Origin of the sequence: Prescottella subtropica (assembly GCF_005434945.1) — a bacterium.
In the GTDB taxonomy this organism is placed as follows: Bacteria; Actinomycetota; Actinomycetes; order Mycobacteriales; family Mycobacteriaceae; genus Prescottella; species Prescottella subtropica.
On sequence record NZ_SKCH01000001.1, the window covers coordinates 437,741 to 458,497 of the forward strand.

Annotated in this window: 18 protein-coding genes; 11 read left to right on the forward strand and 7 right to left on the reverse strand. The window is 68.4% G+C overall.

Annotated features, from left to right (window positions below; translation table 11 throughout):
* Positions 1–49: 49 nt before the first annotated feature.
* Both E0497_RS01995 and E0497_RS02000 read left to right on the forward strand, forming a co-directional pair.
* Complete coding sequence (locus E0497_RS01995) at positions 50–748, forward strand: DUF6319 family protein (RefSeq protein ID WP_137723083.1); 699 nt, start codon at positions 50–52, stop codon at positions 746–748.
* Positions 749–858: 110 nt separating this feature from the next.
* Positions 859–1,515 (forward strand): S1 family peptidase, encoded by a 657-nt coding sequence (locus tag E0497_RS02000; protein WP_137723084.1) that lies wholly within the window; start codon positions 859–861, stop codon positions 1,513–1,515.
* Positions 1,516–1,540: 25 nt separating this feature from the next.
* Here the strand turns inward: E0497_RS02000 and ilvD are convergent, their stop codons facing one another.
* Both ilvD and E0497_RS02010 read right to left on the reverse strand, forming a co-directional pair.
* The gene (gene ilvD, locus E0497_RS02005) at positions 1,541–3,262 is read right to left on the reverse strand and encodes a dihydroxy-acid dehydratase (RefSeq protein ID WP_137723085.1); all 1,722 of its coding nucleotides are present in this window, start codon (positions 3,260–3,262) and stop codon (positions 1,541–1,543) included.
* Between the two features lie 65 nt (positions 3,263–3,327).
* Positions 3,328–5,004, reverse strand: coding sequence for a flavin-containing monooxygenase (locus E0497_RS02010; protein ID WP_137723086.1), 1,677 nt, complete (start codon positions 5,002–5,004; stop codon positions 3,328–3,330).
* A gap of 29 nt (positions 5,005–5,033) precedes the next feature.
* Between E0497_RS02010 and E0497_RS02015 the strand changes: the two genes are divergently transcribed.
* Positions 5,034–6,797, forward strand: a complete 1,764-nt coding sequence (locus E0497_RS02015; protein WP_137723087.1) for an N-acyl-D-amino-acid deacylase family protein — start codon at positions 5,034–5,036, stop codon at positions 6,795–6,797.
* Positions 6,798–6,865: 68 nt separating this feature from the next.
* Here the strand turns inward: E0497_RS02015 and E0497_RS02020 are convergent, their stop codons facing one another.
* On the reverse strand, positions 6,866–8,470 hold the full coding sequence (locus E0497_RS02020) for an ABC transporter substrate-binding protein (protein ID WP_137723088.1): 1,605 nt from the start codon (positions 8,468–8,470) through the stop codon (positions 6,866–6,868).
* 413 nt (positions 8,471–8,883) lie between these two features.
* Here E0497_RS02020 and E0497_RS02025 point away from each other — a divergent pair, with 413 nt between their 5' ends.
* The 8 genes from E0497_RS02025 (at position 8,884) to E0497_RS20565 (ending at position 17,170) form a co-directional block, all read left to right on the forward strand.
* The gene (locus E0497_RS02025; RefSeq protein ID WP_241665657.1) at positions 8,884–9,657 is read left to right on the forward strand and encodes a GntR family transcriptional regulator; all 774 of its coding nucleotides are present in this window, start codon (positions 8,884–8,886) and stop codon (positions 9,655–9,657) included.
* 84 nt (positions 9,658–9,741) lie between these two features.
* Positions 9,742–11,412, forward strand: coding sequence for an amidohydrolase (locus E0497_RS02030; RefSeq protein ID WP_137723089.1), 1,671 nt, complete (start codon positions 9,742–9,744; stop codon positions 11,410–11,412).
* Positions 11,413–11,563: 151 nt separating this feature from the next.
* Positions 11,564–12,517, forward strand: coding sequence for an ABC transporter permease (locus E0497_RS02035; RefSeq protein ID WP_137723090.1), 954 nt, complete (start codon positions 11,564–11,566; stop codon positions 12,515–12,517).
* Positions 12,510–13,616 (forward strand): ABC transporter permease, encoded by a 1,107-nt coding sequence (locus tag E0497_RS02040; RefSeq protein ID WP_137723091.1) that lies wholly within the window; start codon positions 12,510–12,512, stop codon positions 13,614–13,616. Before E0497_RS02035 ends, E0497_RS02040 begins: the two co-directional genes overlap by 8 nt.
* On the forward strand, positions 13,613–14,677 hold the full coding sequence (locus E0497_RS02045; RefSeq protein WP_137723092.1) for an ABC transporter ATP-binding protein: 1,065 nt from the start codon (positions 13,613–13,615) through the stop codon (positions 14,675–14,677). The genes E0497_RS02040 and E0497_RS02045 overlap by 4 nt, the downstream gene beginning before the upstream one ends.
* The gene (locus E0497_RS02050; protein ID WP_137723093.1) at positions 14,677–15,666 is read left to right on the forward strand and encodes an ABC transporter ATP-binding protein; all 990 of its coding nucleotides are present in this window, start codon (positions 14,677–14,679) and stop codon (positions 15,664–15,666) included. The genes E0497_RS02045 and E0497_RS02050 overlap by 1 nt, the downstream gene beginning before the upstream one ends.
* Positions 15,667–16,008: 342 nt before the next feature.
* Positions 16,009–16,800, forward strand: coding sequence for an RsiV family protein (locus E0497_RS02055; RefSeq protein ID WP_137723094.1), 792 nt, complete (start codon positions 16,009–16,011; stop codon positions 16,798–16,800).
* Between the two features lie 232 nt (positions 16,801–17,032).
* Complete coding sequence (locus E0497_RS20565) at positions 17,033–17,170, forward strand: hypothetical protein (RefSeq protein ID WP_170312832.1); 138 nt, start codon at positions 17,033–17,035, stop codon at positions 17,168–17,170.
* Positions 17,171–17,240: 70 nt separating this feature from the next.
* Here E0497_RS20565 and E0497_RS02060 read toward each other — a convergent pair whose 3' ends face one another.
* The 4 genes from E0497_RS02060 to E0497_RS02070 form a co-directional block, all read right to left on the reverse strand.
* The gene (locus E0497_RS02060) at positions 17,241–18,089 is read right to left on the reverse strand and encodes a 3-hydroxybutyryl-CoA dehydrogenase (RefSeq protein ID WP_137723095.1); all 849 of its coding nucleotides are present in this window, start codon (positions 18,087–18,089) and stop codon (positions 17,241–17,243) included.
* 122 nt (positions 18,090–18,211) lie between these two features.
* On the reverse strand, positions 18,212–18,355 hold the full coding sequence (locus E0497_RS20570; protein ID WP_170312833.1) for a hypothetical protein: 144 nt from the start codon (positions 18,353–18,355) through the stop codon (positions 18,212–18,214).
* Between the two features lie 192 nt (positions 18,356–18,547).
* Positions 18,548–19,705: an acyl-CoA dehydrogenase gene (locus E0497_RS02065; RefSeq protein ID WP_137723096.1), complete on the reverse strand. Its 1,158-nt coding sequence runs from the start codon at positions 19,703–19,705 to the stop codon at positions 18,548–18,550.
* A gap of 194 nt (positions 19,706–19,899) precedes the next feature.
* The gene (locus E0497_RS02070) at positions 19,900–20,613 is read right to left on the reverse strand and encodes a TetR/AcrR family transcriptional regulator (protein WP_137723097.1); all 714 of its coding nucleotides are present in this window, start codon (positions 20,611–20,613) and stop codon (positions 19,900–19,902) included.
* Positions 20,614–20,757: the final 144 nt, after the last annotated feature.

Genomic DNA, 20,757 nt, shown 5'->3' on the forward strand with positions numbered 1-20,757 from the left:
GGACAGTGACCGATGCAAGACGCCCGTATGTGTCAGGAGGAACCCCATCATGCCGCCCCGCAGCCGTTCCGGATCGTCGGAACACCTCACCGCGGACAATCTCGAGACGCTGGCTGCGGCCCTGGCCGAGGGCAGACGCGTCACCGTCTATCTGCGGGACGCGATGCCCAGCCTCGGGATCGAGGCCGGCTGCTCCGCGAAAGTCGTGTCGGTGGACGGTAATACGGTGCTCATCCGGCCCAAGGGAGTCGACGACGAGTTGCCGTTCGAGGCGGAGGAACTGCGCATGAACCGCAAGGCCCCCGAACCGGCCGCGCCCGCGAAGGCCCCGGCCCGCAAGCCCGCCCCCGCCCCCGTGAAGCCGGCCGTCGTGAAGCCGGCCCCTGTGAAGACGGCAGCCCCGATGCGGCCGGTGGCTCCGGCAGCCCCCGTGCAGCCGGCCGAGCCGGCTCCCGCCCCGGCGCCGCGTCGGCCCCGCAAGCCGCAGGGCGGGGTGAGCGTCACGATCCACGCCGGCCCGGAGAACGAGTGGACCGTCACCGTCGCGCACGGTGCGAAACGGCCGAGCAAGGCGGTTCCGGTCAGCCCGGACGCCGTCGATCGGGCGATGCGCGAACTCGGGGAACCGGGGGCCCTCGACGCCGTCCAATCGGTCATTTCCGCAGCTCGGGACGCTGCCGAGCAGCGGGTTGCCGCTTTGGCGAAGGAACTCGAGGACGCACGTCGGGCACTCGAAGCACTGAGGTAGGCGTCGGGGTCGGCGATTCGGTGACGATCGGATCAAGCCTGCCCGGCGGGTGATACCCGGGTGGGAGAGTTGCCGGTGGCACATTCTCATTGCCAAACCGGGAGGGCAACATGCTCCGACGACTTTCCTTGCTGTTCGCGGTGGTGGCGATGATCGCCGCCACCGTCGGGATAGGAACCGCGACCGCCGCACCAGCCAAAGCGGTCATGGGTGGCGGTTCCGGAATCGTGATCGACGACAAGTACGAATGCACGCTCACCACGATCGGGCACGACAATGCCGGTCGCCTCGTCGGCCTCACAGCCGGCCACTGCGGGGAGGCCGGCTGGCCGGTGGTCTCCGAAGCCGACCCCGACGCCGGGGTCATCGGCCGCTTCGCGGTCTCCAACCACGACTACGACTACGCGGTGATCGAGTTCGATCCGGCGAAGGTGACACCGGTGAACACCATCGGCCAGGTCACGGTCACGAACATCGGGCAGCCCGCACAGTTCCCGGCGGTCGCCTGCAAGCAGGGTCGCACCACCGGGCACACGTGCGGTGTGGTGTGGGGTGATCTGCTGCAGAGCCAGGAGACGTGGACGCAGATGTGCGTCATAGAGGGCGATTCCGGGTCCCCGGTCGTCGTCGGCACCACGCTGGTGGCGATGGTGAACGCCTACCTCGGGGTGGCGTGCCTCGGCCCCGAACTGGGCACGAACATGCAGCCGATCATCGACAACATCAACGCGAGCGGCGGGGTGGGGGCCGGATTCCGACCCATCTGATCCGGCTTCCGGCGGTGCCGGCGGGTCACCCGCACACGGCACCGTCGGAGGCGGACCCGACGAGCTTGGTGTACTTGGCCAGGACGCCGCGCGTGTAGCGCGGAGGCAGGGGCTCCCACCCGCCACGGCGGGTGGCGAGCTCCTTCTCGTCGACCAGGAGATCCAACGTGCCGGACGCGACGTCGAGCCGGATCGGGTCGCCGTCGCGGACGAACGCGATCGGCCCGCCGTCGACGGCCTCGGGGGCGACGTGCCCGACACACAGCCCGGTGGTGCCGCCGGAGAAGCGGCCGTCGGTGAGCAGCAGGACGTCCTTGCCGAGACCGGCACCCTTGATCGCGGCGGTGATCGCCAGCATCTCCCGCATACCCGGACCACCCTTGGGGCCCTCGTAGCGGATCACGACCGCGTCCCCGGCGGTGATCGTGCCGTTCTCGAGGGCGTCGAGGGCGGCCCGTTCGCGGTCGAAAACCCGTGCGGTGCCGTGTATCACCGAATCGTCGAATCCCGCGGACTTGACCACCGCCCCGCCGGGCGCGAGCGTGCCCGTCAGGATCGTGATGCCGCCGGTCGGGTGGATCGGGTCGGCGAGGGTCCGCAGCACCTTGCCGTCCGGATCCGGTGGGTCGATCTCCGCGAGGTTCTCCGCGACCGTCCGCCCGGTGACGGTGAGGCAGTCGCCGTGCAGCAGACCGGCGTCGAGCAGTGCTTTCATCAGCACCGGGACGCCGCCCTGGCGGTCGACGTCGAGCATCACGTGGCGGCCGAACGGTTTGACGTCCGCGAGGTGCGGCACCCTCCGGCCCACCCGGGTGAAGTCGTCGAGGGTCAGATCGACCTCCGCCTCGTGGGCGATCGCCAGCAGGTGCAGCACCGCGTTGGTGGATCCGCCGTAGGCCATCACCACCGCGATCGCGTTCTCGAACGCATCCTTCGTCAGGATGTCGCGGGCCGTGATGCCCCGCCGGAGAAGTTCGACGACGGCCTCGCCGCTGCGCCGCGCGTAGTGGTCCCGGCGCCGGTCCGACGCGGGTGGGGCGGCACTGCCCGGCAGCGACATACCCAGCGCCTCGGACACACACGCCATCGTGTTCGCGGTGTACATGCCGCCGCACGCACCCTCGCCGGGGCAGAAGGTGCGCTCGATCGCGTCGACGTCCGCTCGGCTCATCAGCCCGCGTGCACACGCGCCGACCGCCTCGAACGCGTCGATGATCGTCACCTCGCGTTCACTGCCGTCGGACAGTTTCGCCACACCCGGCAGCGTCGACCCCGCATACAGGAACACATTCGCCAGATCCAGACGTGCCGCGGCCATCAACATGCCCGGCAGGGACTTGTCGCAGCCGGCGAGCAGCACCGAACCGTCGAGACGTTCGGCCTGCATCACCGTCTCGACACTGTCGGCGATCACCTCCCGCGACACCAGCGAGAAGTGCATGCCCTCGTGGCCCATCGAGATGCCGTCCGAGACCGAGATCGTGCCGAACTCGAGCGGGAACCCGCCCGCCGCGTGCACCCCCTCCTTCGCGGCCTGCGCCAGCCGATCCAACGACAGATTGCACGGGGTGATCTCGTTCCACGACGACCCGATCCCGATCTGCGGTTTACCCCAGTCGTCGTCGCCCATGCCGACCGCACGGAGCATCCCGCGGGCCGCGGTCTTCTCGAGCCCGTCCGTGACGTCCCGGCTCCGCGGCTTGATGTCCGGGGCAGTCGGCTCCGGGGGGTTCTCGGACGTGGTCACAGCGCATCTCCCAACGACGGTTCGTCACGGACAGCGAGCTCGACCTCCATGTAACCACGTCGGATCTACCCGAGATCGGCGGTTGTGGTGAATCCCCGGTACCCGTCGTCCGCGATCCGGTCGCACAGCGCCCGGTAGGCGCCCACCCCACCGAGGTAGGGCAGGAAGATGCGTGGTTTGCCGGGCACGTTGGCGCCCAGGTACCAGGAGTCGGCCTGCTGGTAGAGGCTGCCGGCGGCGATACCGGTGACGTGGTCGCCCCAGTCGTCCTGCGCCGGCCGCGTCGCCTCCGCGATCCGGGCGCCGGTCGCGCGCAGGTGGTCGAGGAACCCGATCACCCATTCGACGTGCTGCTCGATCGACACCACGACGTTGGACAGCACGGACGGACTGCCCGGCCCGGTGATCAGGAACAGGTTGGGGAAACCGGCGACCGCGACCCCGAGATAGGTGCGCGGGCCGTCGCGCCACACCGCGCGCAGCGGGACACCGCCACGCCCGCGGACGTCGACGGCATCCAGGGCGCCGGTCATCGCGTCGAATCCGGTGGCGAACACGATCGCATCCAGATCGCGGACCCCCGTCTCGGTACGGATCCCGGCCGGGACGATCTCCCGGATCGGGTCGGCCCGCACATCGACGAGGTCGACGGTGTCGCGGTTGTAGGTCTCGTAGTAGTCGGTGCCGATGCACAGCCGTTTCGCACCCAACGGGTAGCCCCGCGGGCACAGAGTCTCGGCGGTGGCCGGATCGCCGACCGTCTCCCGGATCTTGGTGCGCACGAACTCGGCGGCGGTCTCGTTGGCATCGGCGTCGAGCATGATGTCGCCGAACGTGTTCTGGAAGCCGATACCACCTGCCGCCCAGCGGCCCTCGTACTCCTTGTCGCGGACCTCGGGGGCGGTTTCGCGGGCGAGGCCGACCGGAGGAGCGATCGTCCAGCCGCCGTGCGACTCGCGCAGCCGCTGCCGCCGCGCCGGATAGTCGGCCTTGATCGCGTCGAGCTCACCGGGGTCGAGCGGCCGGTTGCGGGCCGGGACGACGAACCCCGGCGTGCGCTGGAACACCGTCAGCCGTTCGGCCTGCTCGGCGATCACCGGGATCGCCTGCACCCCGGACGATCCGGTGCCGATCACGCCGACCCGCCGGCCGGTGAAGTCGACGTCGCCCGCCGGCCACGCCGAGGTGTGGAAGACGCTGCCGGTGAACGTGTCCAGGCCCGGAATATCGGGAATCCGGGCGGCGGACAGTGCGCCGGTCGCCATGATCGTCCAACGGGCCGTCACCGTGTCGACACGTCCACCGGTATCGGTGCGGAGCGTCCACCACCCGGTGGCGTCGTCGACATGCGCCGACGTCACCCGGGTGCCGAACGTGATGTCCTCGCGCAGGCAGAACCGGTCGGCGACGTGCTCGAGGTAGCGCAGAATCTCCGGCTGCGCCGGGAATCGCTCGGTCCACACCCAATCCTGTTGCAGGGCATCGTCGAACGAGTACGAGTAGTCGGCGCTGTCCACGTCGCAGCGCGCGCCTGGGTAACGGTTCCGCAGCCACGTGCCACCCACCCCGTCCTCGGCCTCGAACAGGCGCACCGACAGCCCACGCCGGCGCAGACTGTGCAGCGCGTACAGGCCCGCGAAACCGGCCCCGACCACGACCACCTCGTAGGTGGGTGGGAACTCGTTGTTCCCACTGCCACAAGGTGATCCGATTCCCGACGAGTGGATCGCTCCCGTTGTCATGGGCCGACGCTAGAGTTACATTTCAGTCCATGGCAACAGGTGATTCCACGGACCGGGCACATGTACACGATCTGGTGATCCGCCGCGGGCGGGTGATCGACGGGACCGGTGCGCCGCCGCGCGCCGCGGACGTCGCGGTCGACGACGGTCGCATCACCGCGGTCGGGGACGTTCCCGGCACCGGACGACGCGAGATCGACGCCGCCGGACTGCTCGTCACCCCCGGATTCGTCGACATCCACACTCACTACGACGGGCAGGTCACCTGGGATCCGCTGCTGACACCGTCGTCTCTGCACGGCGTCACCACCGTCGTGATGGGCAACTGCGGCGTCGGGTTCGCACCCGTCGAGGCGGACCGGCGCGACTGGCTGATCGGCCTCATGGAGGGTGTCGAGGACATCCCGGGAAGTGTTCTGGCGGAAGGGATGACGTGGAACTGGGAAACCTTCCCCGAATACCTCGACGCCATCGACACCCCGCACGCGATCGACTTCGCGGCCCAGCTCCCGCACGGTGCGCTGCGCACCTACGTGATGGGTCCGCGGGGCGGCGACCACCTCACCCGGCCGACCGACGCAGAATCGGCCCGGATGCGCGACCTCGTCGCCGAAGCGGTCGAGGCCGGCGCTCTCGGCTGGTCCACGTCGCGCACGACGGCGCACAAGACGTCCACCGGTGAACCGACCCCGAGCCTCACGGCGTCCCGACAGGAGTTGACCGATCTGGCCCGCGGACTCGCGCAGGCGGGTGCCGGGGTCGTCGACCTCGTCTCCGACTTCCTCGACGAGCCCGAGGAGATGGAGTTCGTGCGCGCGATCGCCGAGGCGTCCGGGCGTCCGATGTCGGTGTCGATCGTGCAGAGCGACCGGGCGCCGGACAAGTGGCGGAGCCTGCTGGGTGGGCTCGCGGACGCGTCTGCGCGACACGGTGTCCCGATCACCGGTCAGGTGGCACCGCGTGCGGTCGGCGTCGTCCTGGGCTGGGAGCTGAGCTGGCATCCGTTCATGGCGTACCCGAGCTACGCGGCGTTCGCGGACCTGCCGCCGGCCGAACGGGTCGAACAGTTGCGACGCCCCGAGGTCCGTGCGGCGATCCTGGCCGAGAGCCCGGTCACCGACAGTGAGTTCGTCGCTCGGCTCTCGACCCGCTTCGATCAGGTGTACCTGCTCGGCGATCCGCCGAACTACGAGCCGGGGCCGGAGGATTCGGTGGCGGCGTTCGCGGAGCGGGTCGGCGCCGATCCGGCCGCGGTGGCGTACGACGCGATGACGTCCGGCGACGGGCACGGCCTGCTGTACTTCCCGATGCTCAACTATGCGGCCGGCAATCTCGACGCGGTCGGGGAGATGCTGGCTCGTACCGACACCGTCCCGGCGCTCGGCGACGGCGGTGCCCACTGCGGCGCCATCTGCGACGCCAGTTTCCCGACGACCCTGCTGACGCACTGGGGCCGGGACCGCCGCCGCGGCGACCGGTTCCCGGTCGAATGGTTGGTCAAGCGGCACACCGCCGACACTGCCGCAGTCGTCGGGCTGCTCGACCGCGGACAGGTGCGGCCCGGTTACCGCGCCGACCTCAACGTGATCGACTTCGACCGGCTGCAGGCCCACCGTCCCGAGGTGCGCTACGACCTGCCCACCGGCGGGCGGCGGCTGATGCAGACCGCGTCGGGATACGTCGCGACGGTCGTCGCCGGCGAGGTGGTGTTCGAGCACGGCGCACACACCGGGGCGCTGCCGGGGCGTCTCGTCCGCGGTGCGCAGCCGGCGCCGGCGTCCGTGACCGGGTAGCCGTCATCACGGCAGAAGGCCCCGCCACTCTCGAGTGGCGGGGCCTTCGTGGGTGATGCGGTGTCGCGTTACTTCTTGAACGCCTTGTCGAACAGCATCATGCCGTCGACGGTCGGGTTCACGCGGTACACGTTGTCGTTCCACGCGACGAAGTTGGTGCCGGCACCCCACGCCAGGAACGGCTGATCGGTGTTCACCAGCTGCTGGATCTCGTCGATGGCGGCACGCTTGGCGGTCTCGTCCGGTGCCGAGAGCACCTTGCCGAGCAGCTCGTCCATCTTCGGGTTCTTGTAGCCGAGGATGTTGTTGGTCGAGGTGCTCGACAGCGAGCTGAACAGCCGGATCTCGGGTGCGACGTCCGAGATGCTGTAGGCGCCGAAGCTCACGTCGTAGTTGCGGTCGACGTACAGCCGCTTGACCATGTCGGTGATGTTGCTGGTGTTCTCCAGCACGACGTCGAAACCGACGGCGTTGAGCTGCGCCTGCACGGCCAGCGCGATCTGCTGGGCGTTGGGCTCGTTGACACCGACGTAGGTGATCTTGCCGTTGAAACCGTCGGCCTTCGCCTGCTCGACGAGCTCCTTGGCCTTCGCGGCGTCCGGGGTGATGCCGTCGGTCTCGCCGTGCCAGATCGACCACGGCTGGAACAGGTCGGTGCCGGGCATGCCCTGCCCGTTACGCGCCCGCTGGTTCAGGACCTCGGGGTCCACGGCGTACGCGATCGCCTGGCGGACCCGCGGATCCGAGGCCGGGCGTCCCTCCGCGTTGTTGAGCTGGCCGACCATCGACATGCTCACGGTCTCGATGTAGCCGGGGAACTCGTCCTTGGCCGCATTCACCGTCTCGGCGTTGCGCAGGTAGATCATGTCGACGCCGTTGGTCTTGAGGGCATCGATCTTGGGCTGCTCGGCGTTGATCGCGACGAACTTCAGGCCCTCGAGGTTCGGTGCGCCGCCCCAGTAGTCCTGGCGGGCCTTGAGCTGCAGCTCCTGCTGCGGTGCCAGGCTGACGACGGTGAACGGGCCGGCACCGATCGGGGTGAACTTGTCACCCTGCTGCGCCGACGGCGCCACGATCATGCCGTGACCGAACGACAGGATCGCCGGGAAGGTGCGCCACGGCTGGTTGAGCGTGAAGACGACGGTCGATCCGTCCTTCGCCTCGGTGCTCTTGACCATCTGCGTGTACACCTGCGAGTTGGCGCCGCGCCGCTGGTTGTAGCGGTTGATGCTCGCGACGACGGCATTCGCGTCGAGCGGGGTGCCGTCGCTGAACGTGACGCCGTCACGCAGCTTCAGCGTCCACGTCAGGTGGTCGGCGCTCTCTTCGAACGACTTCGCCAGCTGCGGCTCGAAGGTCTGGCTCTGCGTGTCGTAGCGGACCAGCACGTCGTACACCGCGGCCATCTCGGAGCCGCCGGTCGCGCCCGCGGGCTGCGTGACGGTCGGGTCGAGACTCGTGACGGGGGCGTAGGTGGCGTAGCTGAGGGTGCCGCCGGCGACCGGTGTGCCGCCGTCGCCCTGGTCGCCCAGGATGCCGAAGGCCGTCGTCGTCGCACCGCCGGACGACGAGCTCTCCTCGCTGCCGCCGTTGCTGGCGCAGCCGGTGAGAGCGACTGCGCCGATGGCGACCATCGCCAGCATCCGGCTGACTCTCCTCGAATACTTGTTCATGAAGAACCTCCACGGTTGGGGGTTGGCGCCCGCGCTGCCGGTACGGGTTTCGTAGGTCCCGTCCGCCTGATCGAGTTGATATCTCGGGCATCCGACAGGGCGGAGTGCCCGGTCGCCGAGTGCTGACGGCCATGGCGTTGCACGCCGCGCGGTCCGTTGCAGAAACGGACTCTAGCGGGCGAGACGGGCGTCACACAAGGATTCGGGCAATCCGGTGTTCGCTGCTCTCCCAGCGGCATTCGTACCGGCGGCGCAGATTTCCGGGAAACCCTTGTGGAACTGAGAAACGTGTCCTAGATTGTCGGGACGCGAGTTTGTACAGACAATGTCCAGTACCGTCGTTTTCGCAGCTCAGCACTCTTTTCGGGGTGAGGGCAGCGAGTGCGACGGCAAGCGCCGGAAGCGGAGGTGTCGTGCCGGATCCGCAGCACGTGCTCCTCGCTCAGGAGTTGATCGCGCGGATCCGTGCGGGTGAGTTCGGGGTGGGCGACCGGTTGCCCACCGAGCTCGAACTGTGCGCGAGTCGCTCCCTGTCCCGGGGCACCGTGCGGCAGGCGCTGGGACATCTCGAGGATGCCGGGATCATCACCCGTCGGCGCGGCGCGGGCACCACGGTCACCGCGCCGTCCCCGGCGGACGGCTACCACGCCTTCGTCGCCGGCCGTGCGGAGTTGCTGGCGTTCGTGCAGCGGACACGGATCCGGCGTCCGGTCTCGAATGTTCTTGTCGCGGACCGGGGATTGGCGGACAGGCTGGGTGTCGCGGTGGGATCGGAATGGTTCTGCGTCTCGGGTGTGCGTGAGCTGCGTGAGTCGTCGGGGCCGCCGCCCTGCTGGAGTGAGCTGTATCTGCGAGCGGATCTGCCGCATCGGCAGATGCTGATGTCCGGCCGCTTCGACATCGTCAATCTGATCCGGCAGCGGATCACCCAGGAGGTGTCGGCGGCCGAGGTACCGGCCGCTGCCGCAACGGCACTGGGTGTCGAAAAAGGTAGCGCCGCACTGGTGGTGACCCATCGTCATTTCGACATGGACGACCTGCTCGAGGCCGTGGGGGTGCACGTGCATCCGGCCGAGCGCTATCGGGTGGTCACGTCCGTGAGCCTGCCGGTCTCGCTGAGCGGGACTGGGCCCCGACGTGCGGTTTCTTGTCCGGATCAGGGCATTTCGGAACCTACTCGCCAGTAGGAACGCCCCGACGGCCGGAACGAATTCCATTGTGCGTTAGCCTCCCTCAAGCGTCTTGTGACGCACGTCTCAGAAGGAGATCAAATGGTCGATTGTTTGGCAGCGGGTGCCGATACAGGCACGTTGCGTCCCGACCTGATCTGCCTCGGCGGCGTCGTGCAGACCATGGCGGCCCCCGGTCCGGTCACGGCCTTCGCCGTACGTGACGGACGGTTCGTCGCGGTTGGCTCGGACGCCGAGATCGCCGCCCTCGCGGGACCCGGCACCACCCGTGTCGACCTCGCCGGCCGCACCGTCCTCCCCGGCTTCGTCGAAACCCACGTCCACCCCCACATGTCCGGCAACGCCGAGGCGGATGTGGACGCCGGCGTGACCGCCTGCCCGGACGTCGACACCCTGGTGGTCGCGCTCGCGGCCCGTGCAGCCGGCACCGCGCCGGGGCAGGCGGTCCTCGCCGCCGGATTCGACGACACCCTCGTCGCGGACGACCGCGGACTGACCGCCACCGACCTCGACCGGGCCGACACGACCCGGCCGATCTTCGTCCGGCACCTGTCCGGGCATGCGGTGTACGTGAACTCGCTCGTCCTGCAGGCCAAGGGGATCGACCGCGACACCCCGGACCCGGAGGGCGGCGTGATCGTCCGCGACGCGTCCGGCGCCCCCACCGGCGAGTTCCGGGAGATGCCGGCGATGAGCCTGGTCGTCGACCCCGCCGAGACGATGCCCGGCCCCGAGGACCTGGATGCGTCGCTGCGCCGCGCCCTGGCCCGGATGGCGTCGGTCGGCGTCACCAGCTTCAGCGACATGTACGTCACCCCGGTGATGATCGACTCCTACCGGCGCCTGCAGGCGGCCGGTGACCTCACGCTGCGCGGACGCCTGTACATCGGCTCCGGTGCGCTCGACGGGTTCGATCCGGCCGCTGCCGCCGAGGACCTGTCCGGCGACACCCTGACCGTCGGTGGCGTCAAACTGATCTCGGACGGCTCGATCCAACTGCACACCGGTGCCCTGTCGGAGCCCTACCACGATCTCGACGGCTGCCACTGCGGCGAGATGGCGATTCCGTCCGGAGACCTCGACGTGATGGTGGCCCGCTGCCATGCCGCGGGACTGCAGGTCGCGATCCACACCAACGGCGACCACGCCATCGACGTCGCGCTCGACGCGATCGAGAAGGCCGTGGCCGCCAGCGGCAGGGGCCTCCCGAACGGACTCCAGCATCGCCTCGAACACGTGCAGACGTTGCGCGAGGACCAGATTCGGCGCATGAGCGAACTCGGCGTCGCCGCATCGGTGTTCGTCAACCACGTCTACTACTGGGGTGATCGCCACCGGGACCGGTTCCTCGGACCCGACCGCGGCGGACGGATCAGCCCGCTCGCCTCGATCACCGGGGCCGGCCTGCGGTTCGCGCTGCACTGCGACAGTCCGGTCACCCCGGTGGATCCGCTGTTCACGATCGGCACCGCCGTCACCCGGATCACCCGCGGCGGCCAGGTGCTCGGACCCGAGCAGCGCGTCGACGCCGCGACCGCGGTCGCCGGGTACACGAGCGAGGCCGCGCTGCTCGTCGGCGAGGACGCCGTCAAGGGCTCGATCGCACCGGGTCTGTTCGCGGACTTCGTCGTCCTGGACACGGACCCCCTGTCCTGCCCGCCGTCGGCGATCAAGGACGTCGCCGTGCTCGCAACGGTGGTCGACGGCCGTGTGGTGTTCGACGCCGACACCGACCGACCCTTCATCCCGTGACGCAGGAATGCACACGGTATCCATCCCAGCGCGGACGGGATCATGCTTTTCGGAAAACGCATGACTCACTTCCGGTTCCGCGTCCTGAATCAACTCTCGTCGCAACTCGGATTGGGACGCTCACGAATAACAGGAAGGAGGCGGTGACACGATGACGCGAACAGTGATCGACAAGTTGGTCGAACTGGTCGTCGTGCTCTTCATCGTCAGTCTCGGCACGTTCGCCCTCGTATCGTTCATCCCGGGCGATCCGTCGGTGGCAGTGCTCGGTGAGGGACGTGCCCCGGAAGAGTACGCGAAGGTTCGAGCCGAGATGGGCCTCGACGACCCCTTCCTGACGCGGTACTGGCACTGGCTGTCCGGTGCCCTGCAGGGTGATCTGGGGCAGTCGATGGTTCCGCCGCAGGGATCGGTGACCGACAGCATCGCGTCGGCGCTGCCGGTGAGCGTGCAGCTGGCCGTCATGGGCCTGGTCATCGCACTCGTCGTCTCGGTGCCGCTGGCGATGTACTCGGCCCGCCACCAGGGCGGCTGGATCGACCGCGCGATCAGCGCGTGCACCTTCGGTGTGCTGTCGATCCCGAGCTTCCTGTCGGGCCTGCTGCTCATCATGATCTTCGTCAACGCTCTCGGCTGGTTCCCGCGTTCGCAGTGGGTGCGCGTGTCCGAGGGGCTGGGCGACAACCTGTACCACGCGATCCTGCCGGCCGTCGCCATCAGCCTTCTGGAGATGGCGATGTTCACCCGCATCCTGCGTAGTGACCTGGTGACGACGCTCAAGGAGAACTACATCCTCGTCGCGAAGGCCAAGGGCATGTCGAACCGGCACCTGCTGTTCAGCGATGCGCTGCGGCCGTCGTCGTTCTCGCTCATCACGATGCTCGGCATCGTCCTCGGTTCGATGATCGGCAGCACTGTCATCGTCGAGACGCTGTTCTCGCTGCCGGGCATGGGTTCGCTCATCGTCCGTGCCGCGCAGCAGGGTGACATGCCGATGGTGCAGGGTGCGGTGCTGGTGATCGCGGTCATCTACGTGGTCGCCAACAGCGTCATCGACCTCTCCTACGGATACCTCGACCCAAGGAGCCGACGTGCCCATGTCTGACACCACAACAGACGAGATCGAGATGCCGGCCGAGACGGGCCGGGAGTTGGACGACGGTGCGACCACGACCGTGATCGACACCACGGACTCCGCCGAACAGCGGAACCTGTACCGCGTGGGCACGATCCTCACCGTCGTGGGTGTCGTGGCCGCCGGACTCGGGATCGCCCCGATGCTGGTGACGGGGGGCCGGATCGTGCTCGTCGCGGTCGGCCTGATCGCCCTCTACATGGGTGCGCGGCGACTGGGACTGGCCCGCTTCGGACCCGACTTCGACCTGACGTTCATCCTGTCCTGCATCTGGCTCGTGATCCTGGTCTCGGCGGCCCTGCTCGCCCCGATCCTGCCGCTCGCCGAACACGAGGACACCACCAAGACGCTCGGCGCCAAGAGCTACTCGCCGCCGAGCCTGTTCTCCGATCATCCGCTGGGCACCAACAACTTCGGCCTCGACATGCTGGCACGCTCCATCTTCGGTGCCCGCGGCTCGCTCGTGGTTGCGGTGTCCGCGGTCCTGATCGGACTGATCGTCGGCGGTGCGATCGGCATCATCTCCGGCTACTTCGGCGGCAAGGTCGACAAGATCATCGGTGTGCTGACCAACTCGCTGCTCGCGGTGCCGGCACTGATCCTGCTGATCGCGCTCGCGTCGGTGCTCGAGCCGAACCTGCGGAACATCTCGTTCGCCCTGGCGATCCTGGCGATCCCCAGCATGATCCGGATCGCGCGAGCCAACACCCTGGTGTTCTCGCAACGGGAATTCGTGTTGGCGGCCCGCTCGATGGGCGCCACCAAGTGGCGGGTGATGATCCGGGAGATCGCCCCCAACGTCGCACTGCCGCTAGCCTCGCTCGGCATGGTGATGCTCTCGGTGATGATCGTCGCCGAGGCGTCGCTGAGCTTCCTCGGTCTCGGCATCCAGCCGCCGACCCCGACGTGGGGCAACATGATCTCGGAGGGCCAGGGCAACGTCTTCGAGAAGCACCCGTACATCGTGCTGGTGCCCGGCCTGTTCCTGTTCCTGACGGTCTTCGCGTTCAACATGGTCGGCGAGAAGGCCCAGAAGCGTACCGGCGGAGCCCGGGAGGTGAAGCTGTGAGCAACGAACCACTTCTGACCGTGGACGACGTGTCCACCAGATTCCGCACCAAGCGTGGGCAGCTGCGCGCCGTCGAAGGCGTGTCGCTGACCCTCGAGGCCGGCGAGACCCTCGGCCTGGTCGGCGAGTCCGGATCCGGGAAATCGGTTCTGGGACAGACCATCATGGGCCTCGTCTCGCACGGGGGCAGCACCACCGTCACCGGCAAGGTGCAGTTCATGGGCCGCGACATGCAGACGCTGAGCCGCAAGGATCAGCAGAAGCTGTGGGGCAACGACATCGCGATGGTGTTCCAGGACCCGATGTCGGCGCTCAACCCGTTCAAGCGGATCGGCACGCATCTCACCGAGTCGCTGCGGTCGCACCTGGGTCTGGACAAGACGCAGGCCCGGGAGCGGGCGATCGAACTGCTGCGCAAGGTGCGGATCCCCGAGCCGTCGCGGCGTATCGACCAGTACCCGCACGAGCTCTCGGGCGGCATGCGTCAGCGTGTCGTCATCGCGATGGCCCTGGCCTGCGACCCCAAGCTGACCATCGCCGACGAGCCCACCACGGCCCTCGACGTCACGGTGCAGAAGCAGATCCTCGAGCTCCTCGACTCGCTGCGCACCGAGATGGGCATGGCCGGCATCCTCGTCAGCCACGACCTGGGTGTCGTTGCCGGACAGACGGATCGGGTCGCCGTGATGTATGCGGGCCGGATCGTCGAAACCGCCCCCACCCGGGAGCTGTTCACGAACCCGAGCCACCCCTACACGGAGGCACTGCTCGCGGCCGTGCCACGGCTCGAACAGGAACCGCACACCCGGCTCGAGTCCATCGACGGCGGCCTGCCCGACATGACGAAGCCGCCGAAGGGCTGCTCGTTCGCGTCGCGCTGCAAGTACGCGCAGGACAAGTGCCGCGAGATCGTGCCCACCCTCACGTCGTCCGCCGACACGGCCGGCGATCGTCACCCGCACCAGGTGGCATGTCATTTCCCGCTGGCCGGCACCGCCGACCTCGGGATGCCGCGCACCGAGGGTGCGCTCGATCGTGAGCTCGAAGTGGAGAACATCTGATGGCCGGTAGTGGAGTTGCGCACCTGCGCAGGGATGCCGAACCCGTCCTCACCGTCGAGAACCTGGTCGTGGAGTTCCCGGCCGGCCGGGGCCAGACGGTGTACGCGGTGTCCGACATCAGTTTCGATCTGATGCCCGGTGAAACCCTCGGCATCGTCGGCGAATCCGGCTGCGGCAAGTCCACCGCCGGTCGCGCGGTGCTGCAGTTGCCGTCACCGAAGTCGGGCAGCGTCGAAATCGACGGCATCGAACTGACGACGCTGAGCCCGTCCGCGCTGCGCTCGATCCGGGCGAAGATGCAGATGATCATGCAGGATCCGATCTCGTCGCTGAACCCGCGCCGCAAGGTCAAGAATCTGGTCACCGAGGGTGCCCGGATGTGGGGTCAGCACAACAAGGAACGGCTCGAGACACTCGCCCGGGACCTGCTGCGCTCGGTCGGCCTCGACCCGGACATGGTGTGGGAACGGCTGCCCGGCGAGCTGTCCGGCGGCCAGTGCCAGCGCGTGTGCATCGCCCGCGCCATGATGATGAACCCGAAGGTCCTCATCTGCGACGAGCCTGTGTCGAGCCTCGACGTGTCCGTCCAGGCGCAGATCCTCAACCTGCTCGAGGACACGAAGGCCGAGTTCGACCTGTCGATGATCTTCATCGCCCACAACATGGCGGTGGTCAAGAACATCAGCGACCGTGTCATGGTGATGTACCTGGGCAAGGTGTGCGAGATCTCGCCGAGCCACGACATGGAGAAGCGCTCCGTGCACCCGTACTCGCGGCTGCTGCTGGCGTCGATCCCCGACCCGGACATCCACCGCGGCGAGGCCGACGCCACCCCGGTGATCGAGGGCGACCTGCCGTCGCCGCTCAACCCGCCGTCGGGGTGCCGGTTCCGGACCCGCTGCCCGCTGGCGACGGACCGGTGCGCGTCGGAGGAGCCGCAGCTGCGGGAGGTCGGCGACGGGCATTTCGTCGCCTGCCACAACGTCTGACCCTCTCGCGTTTCGCGCACTTGTCGCGCCGGATCGGGTGATCCGGCCGCGACAAGTGCGCGAAACGCGGGGGACACGGGGAGAGGAACGCAACCCGGCCACGGGGCCTGCTCGACGCGATGAACCTCGACGCCGTGTGGAAATACGGCGGCGTACCCGTGGAGTATCGCGCCGGTGTGGCCGGCGGTCGCGGGCCGACCTGCATCAGCCTCGAGACGACCGATCCGCTGCGGGCTGTTGCTGCGCACGCCACTCGGGCGATGGCGCAGCAACAGCCCGCAGGCCGGGGTCAGGGCCGTCAAACACCCGGCAACCACGTCCGGTCGGCGCGACAATGAGGCGATGAGGAACCCGCGCACCGCCCTCGTCCTGCTCGCCGCCGGATCGCTCGCGTTCGGTGCGGGCTGTTCGTCCACCACCGACGGCACCCCCACCGCACACGACGCACCGGCGACGGCATCTGCATCGGCGTCGGTGTCCGTCGGGACGTTCGACGAGCCGACCTCCACCGGTGTACCCGCCGTGCCCTACACCCCGACCTCGATACAGGTCACCGGCGACACCGGACGCGTCCGCTACGACGTGCTCGTCCCGCAACTCACCGGCGGGGATCCGGCAGTGACGGGCGAGTTCGACGAGTCGATGCGGGCGGCGCTGCAGGATCAGATCGACGGCCGGTCGGGGGAGCGGTTCACGCTCGACAGCGGCCGGGGTTCGGCCGTCACGCACATCGGGGCCCGCGTCGTGAGCGGACTGCTGATCACGTCGTGGAACGCCGACCCGCCGGGAGCGCACCCGACGCCGCTGGTCGCGACGGTCGTGATCGGGGACGACGCCCAGCCGATCACCCTGGACCGGCTGTTCCCGAACCTGCAGGCCGGCCTGCAACGCCTGTCGGAGGAGTCGGCACGGCTGTTGCCGTCCACCGCTGCGGGGCCGGACTTCGTCCGGGACGGCATCGAACCGCGGGTGGAGAACTTCGCGAACTGGGTGGCGACCCCGGCCGGGATGGAACTGCACTTCACCGACTACCAGGTGGGTCCGCACGCGGCCGGCCTGATCGTGGTGACCGTGCCGTGGGACCGGTTGTCCGACGTGGTCGCCCCCGACCTGCTGCCGGTCGTGTCGAGCTGATCGAGTCGGAACCACCGACTCGTCGGTAACTGTTTTCCTCGACGTCACCCGGCCGTTCTCGAACCGTTGCCGGGTCGCGTGATTATTTCTCACGGAGATTCGAGGAGGCCGGAGGCGAAATCGGCTGTCTCACAGAATCTCTGCCCGAACGACTTACGTATTCTCGTGGGCGTCGCGGCAGCCAATCGGACGCGCACCAGCGCGGACACACTTCATTGTGAGGAGTTTTGACATGGGTTCTTCCGAGTCTGATCTCGCGCTGATCAAGCAGATCCAGCCGGTCGTCAGCGGTGTCGGCACCGTCCTCGGCGGCGTGGGCGCGATCCTGACGCTCGTCGGCGCAGTGAACGCGCTGATGCCGAAGGGCTGATCTCCGCCCGAACGGACTCCGGCCCGCGCCCTCCTCGAGGGGGTGCGGGCCGGAAGTCGTTGCGGGGTAACTACTTGTAGCTGTAGAAGCCCCGGCCGGTCTTGCGGCCGAGGTGGCCGGCGTCGACCTTGCGGCGCAGCAGTGCCGGCGGCGCGTAGTGCGGCTGACCGAACTCGGCGTACAGCGACTCGGCGGCGGCCAGGGCGATGTCCAGACCGACCGTGTCGAGCAGCGTCAGCGGACCCATCGGGTAGCCGCAGCCGCCCTTCATGGCGTCGTCGATGTCCTCGGCGGTCGCGTAACCGGACTCGAGCATCCGGACGGCGTCGCACAGGTACGGGATGAGCAGCGCGTTGACGATGAAACCCGCCCGGTCACCGGCCTGCACGGTGGTCTTGCCCAGGGTGTTCTTGGCGTAGTCGGTGACGGCGGCCGCGGTCTCCGGGGCGGTGACCAGCGTCGAGATGATCTCCACCAGCGGCATCACCGGAACCGGGTTGAAGAAGTGGACGCCGACGACCTGCTCGGGGCGCTGCGTCGCGTTCGCAACCTTGATGACCGGGATCGACGACGTGTTGGTCGCCAGGATGCCCGACGGCTTCACGATCTTGTCGAGCTTGCCGAAGATCTCGTACTTGAGGGCCTCGATCTCCGGGGCGGCCTCGATGACGAGGTCACGGTCCGCGAACTCCTCGATGTCGAGGGTCACGCGCACCCGGGAGACGGCGGCGTCCGCCTCCTCCTGAGTGATCTTGCCGCGGGCGACGCCCTTGCCGATCGAGGACGCGATGCGCGTCTGCGCGGCGTCGGCGAACTCCTGCTTCGTCTCGAGCACCAGCACGTTGCTCCCGGCCTTGGCACACACCTCGGCGATACCGGCACCCATCGTGCCACCACCGATCACACCCACAAGCTCCACAGTCGAATCTCCACTGTCGTCTCTTCACGTCACCGGTGCGGTGACGCGCTGTCCAAGATCATTCTGCAACTCGGGCCGGTGGGCACATGCGCCCACCGGCCCGAATTCGTTTCCGGCCTCGGTCAACTGAGGCTGCCGCCGCCCCCGCCGAGGCTGCCGCCGCCACCCAGGCCTCCGAGGCCACCAGTCCCACCACCTTGGCCCATCATGCCCATCAGCTGGCCCAGGACGCCGACCAGTTCACTGAGGATGCTTATCGATCCCACGGGAATCAACTCCTTGCACGTCGGTCACGGCATCGCGGCCGACGCCCCGACTGATTCCGGCCCGAACCGTGCTTCACGGACGGCGCGGGAGAGCGCCGTCCCTTCCATGGAACACGGGTGCCGGGTGCGGGGGAACCGCTGACACGGAACTGTGCGTCACTCGAGAAGCGCGCGTTACTCGAGCCGTGCGCGTCACTTGAGGAGTGCGCGTGACATCACCAGACGCTGAATCTGGTTGGTGCCCTCGTAGATCTGGGTGATCTTCGCATCCCGCATCATCCGCTCGACCGGGAAGTCGGTGGTGTAGCCGGCGCCGCCGAACAGTTGGACGGCGTTGGTGGTGACCTCCATCGCGACATCCGAGGCGAGGCACTTCGCGGCCGCCGAGATGAATCCGAGGTTCTTCTCGCCGCGCTCGGCGCGGGCCGCGGCGGTGTACACCATGAGGCGGGCCGACTCGATCTTCATGGCCATGTCGGCGAGCATGAACTGGGTGTTCTGGAAGTCGGCGATCGACTTGCCGAACTGCTTGCGGTCCTTGGTGTAGGCCAGCGCGGCGTCGAACGCGCCCTGCGCCAGGCCGATCGCCTGCGCGCCGATGGTGGGACGGGTGTGGTCGAGAGTCTCGAGGGCGGTCTTGAAACCGGTGCCGGGCGTCCCGATGATGCGGTCGCCGGGGATGCGGCAGTTCTCGAAGTACAGCTCGGCGGTGGGGGAACCCTTGATGCCCAGCTTGTGTTCGAGCGGGCCGACGACGAAGCCCTCGTCGCCGGAGTGGACCATGAACGCGGAGATGCCGTTGGCGCCCTTGTCGGCGTCGGTCACGGCCATCACCGTGTACCAGGTGGATTTGCCGCCGTTGGTGATCCAGCACTTGGAGCCGTTCAGGATCCAGTCGTCACCGTCGGCCTTGGCTCGGGTGCGCATCGCGGCGGCGTCGGAGCCGGCCTCCCGCTCGGACAGCGCGTACGACGCCATCGCGCCCTCCGCGATGCCCGGCAGCACCTGCTTCTTGAGCTCGTCGGAACCCTTGAGGATCAGGCCCATCGTGCCCAGCTTGTTGACGGCCGGGATCAGCGACGACGAGCCGCACACCCGCGCGACCTCCTCGATCACGATGCACGTGGCGACCGAATCGGCGCCCTGACCGCCGTACGCCTCGGGCACGTGGACGGCGTTGAAGCCGGAGTTGATCAACGCTGCCAGGGACTCTTCGGGGAAGCGGGCCTTCTCGTCGACGTCCTTCGCGTGTGGGGCGATCTCCTTCTCACAGAGCGAGCGGATCGCGGCCCGCAGTTCGTCGTGCTCCTCGTTCAGCTGGAAGAGGGGGAAATCCGGATTGCCGGCCATGGGGACGCTCCTCGGTGTGCGGGGACGGTCGGGAGTCCAGTCTGGCAGCGCCGGCCGCCCCTCGTCCGGTTACTCAGCAGGGGCACTGAGTGTCACTTTTCGGTGGGTGTGGTGACGCGGTAACCGGTGATGTTTTCGCCGGTTGCGTGCACGCAACAAAGTTGCTTCCAGTCAACCACGGCACTGAGTGCCGGTCAATATTGGCTGAGCTGCTCGCGGACGCGCCGGGCCACCTCGTCCGGGGCGGTTCCGGCCGGGTAGGTCACGACGGTCACCGCGGGGCGCGACTCCGGTGCGGGGACGTGCGCATCGGGTGTGACGCCGTACCGGCAGCGGATGTCGGTGAGGGTGCGCTCGAGTGCCGTGGGGGTGGCGGTCTCGTCCCCGCGGATCATGGCGCGCAGCAGGTGGTTGTGGCAGGCCGTGACGGCCGCGGCGAACCCGACCACGTCGACCGCCGGTGCCGTCGGGACCGCGTCGCGCAGATAGTCGGTGAACAAACGTTCGTACCGGTGCACGGTGACCAGTTCACGGTCGCGCAGCGCCGGCACCCGCTGCACCACCCGGTACCGCCGCACCGACAGGTCCCGGTTCTCCCGGAACCGGTCGAACACCAGGTGCGCGGCCGTGCACACCGCCGTCCACGGATCCTCGTCCGTCGCCGCCAGATGCGCCGACGCCTGCGCCAGCAGCGACTCGTGATCGGTGAAGATCACGTCCTCCTTGGACCGGAACTGGCGGAAGAACGTCCGCCGCGACACCCCGGCCGCCGCCGCGATCTGATCGACGGTCGTCGCCTCGTACCCGTGCGCGGCGAACAGCCGGATCGCCTGCGCTGCGACGCGCACCCGAAAATCCGCGGTGTCGCCGTTGATACCGGGTCCGCCGCCCTCGATGTGCTCGTTCATGCGTGTCAGTATCCACACGCATCCACACGTGCCGCCCGCCGCTGCGCACCCGACGGCGACCGCCGACGATCCTCCCGTCCGGGAACGGTCACTCTGGACCGAGTTGCCGGGCGGGTGGATACTGCACAGATAGGCGCTGCTGTC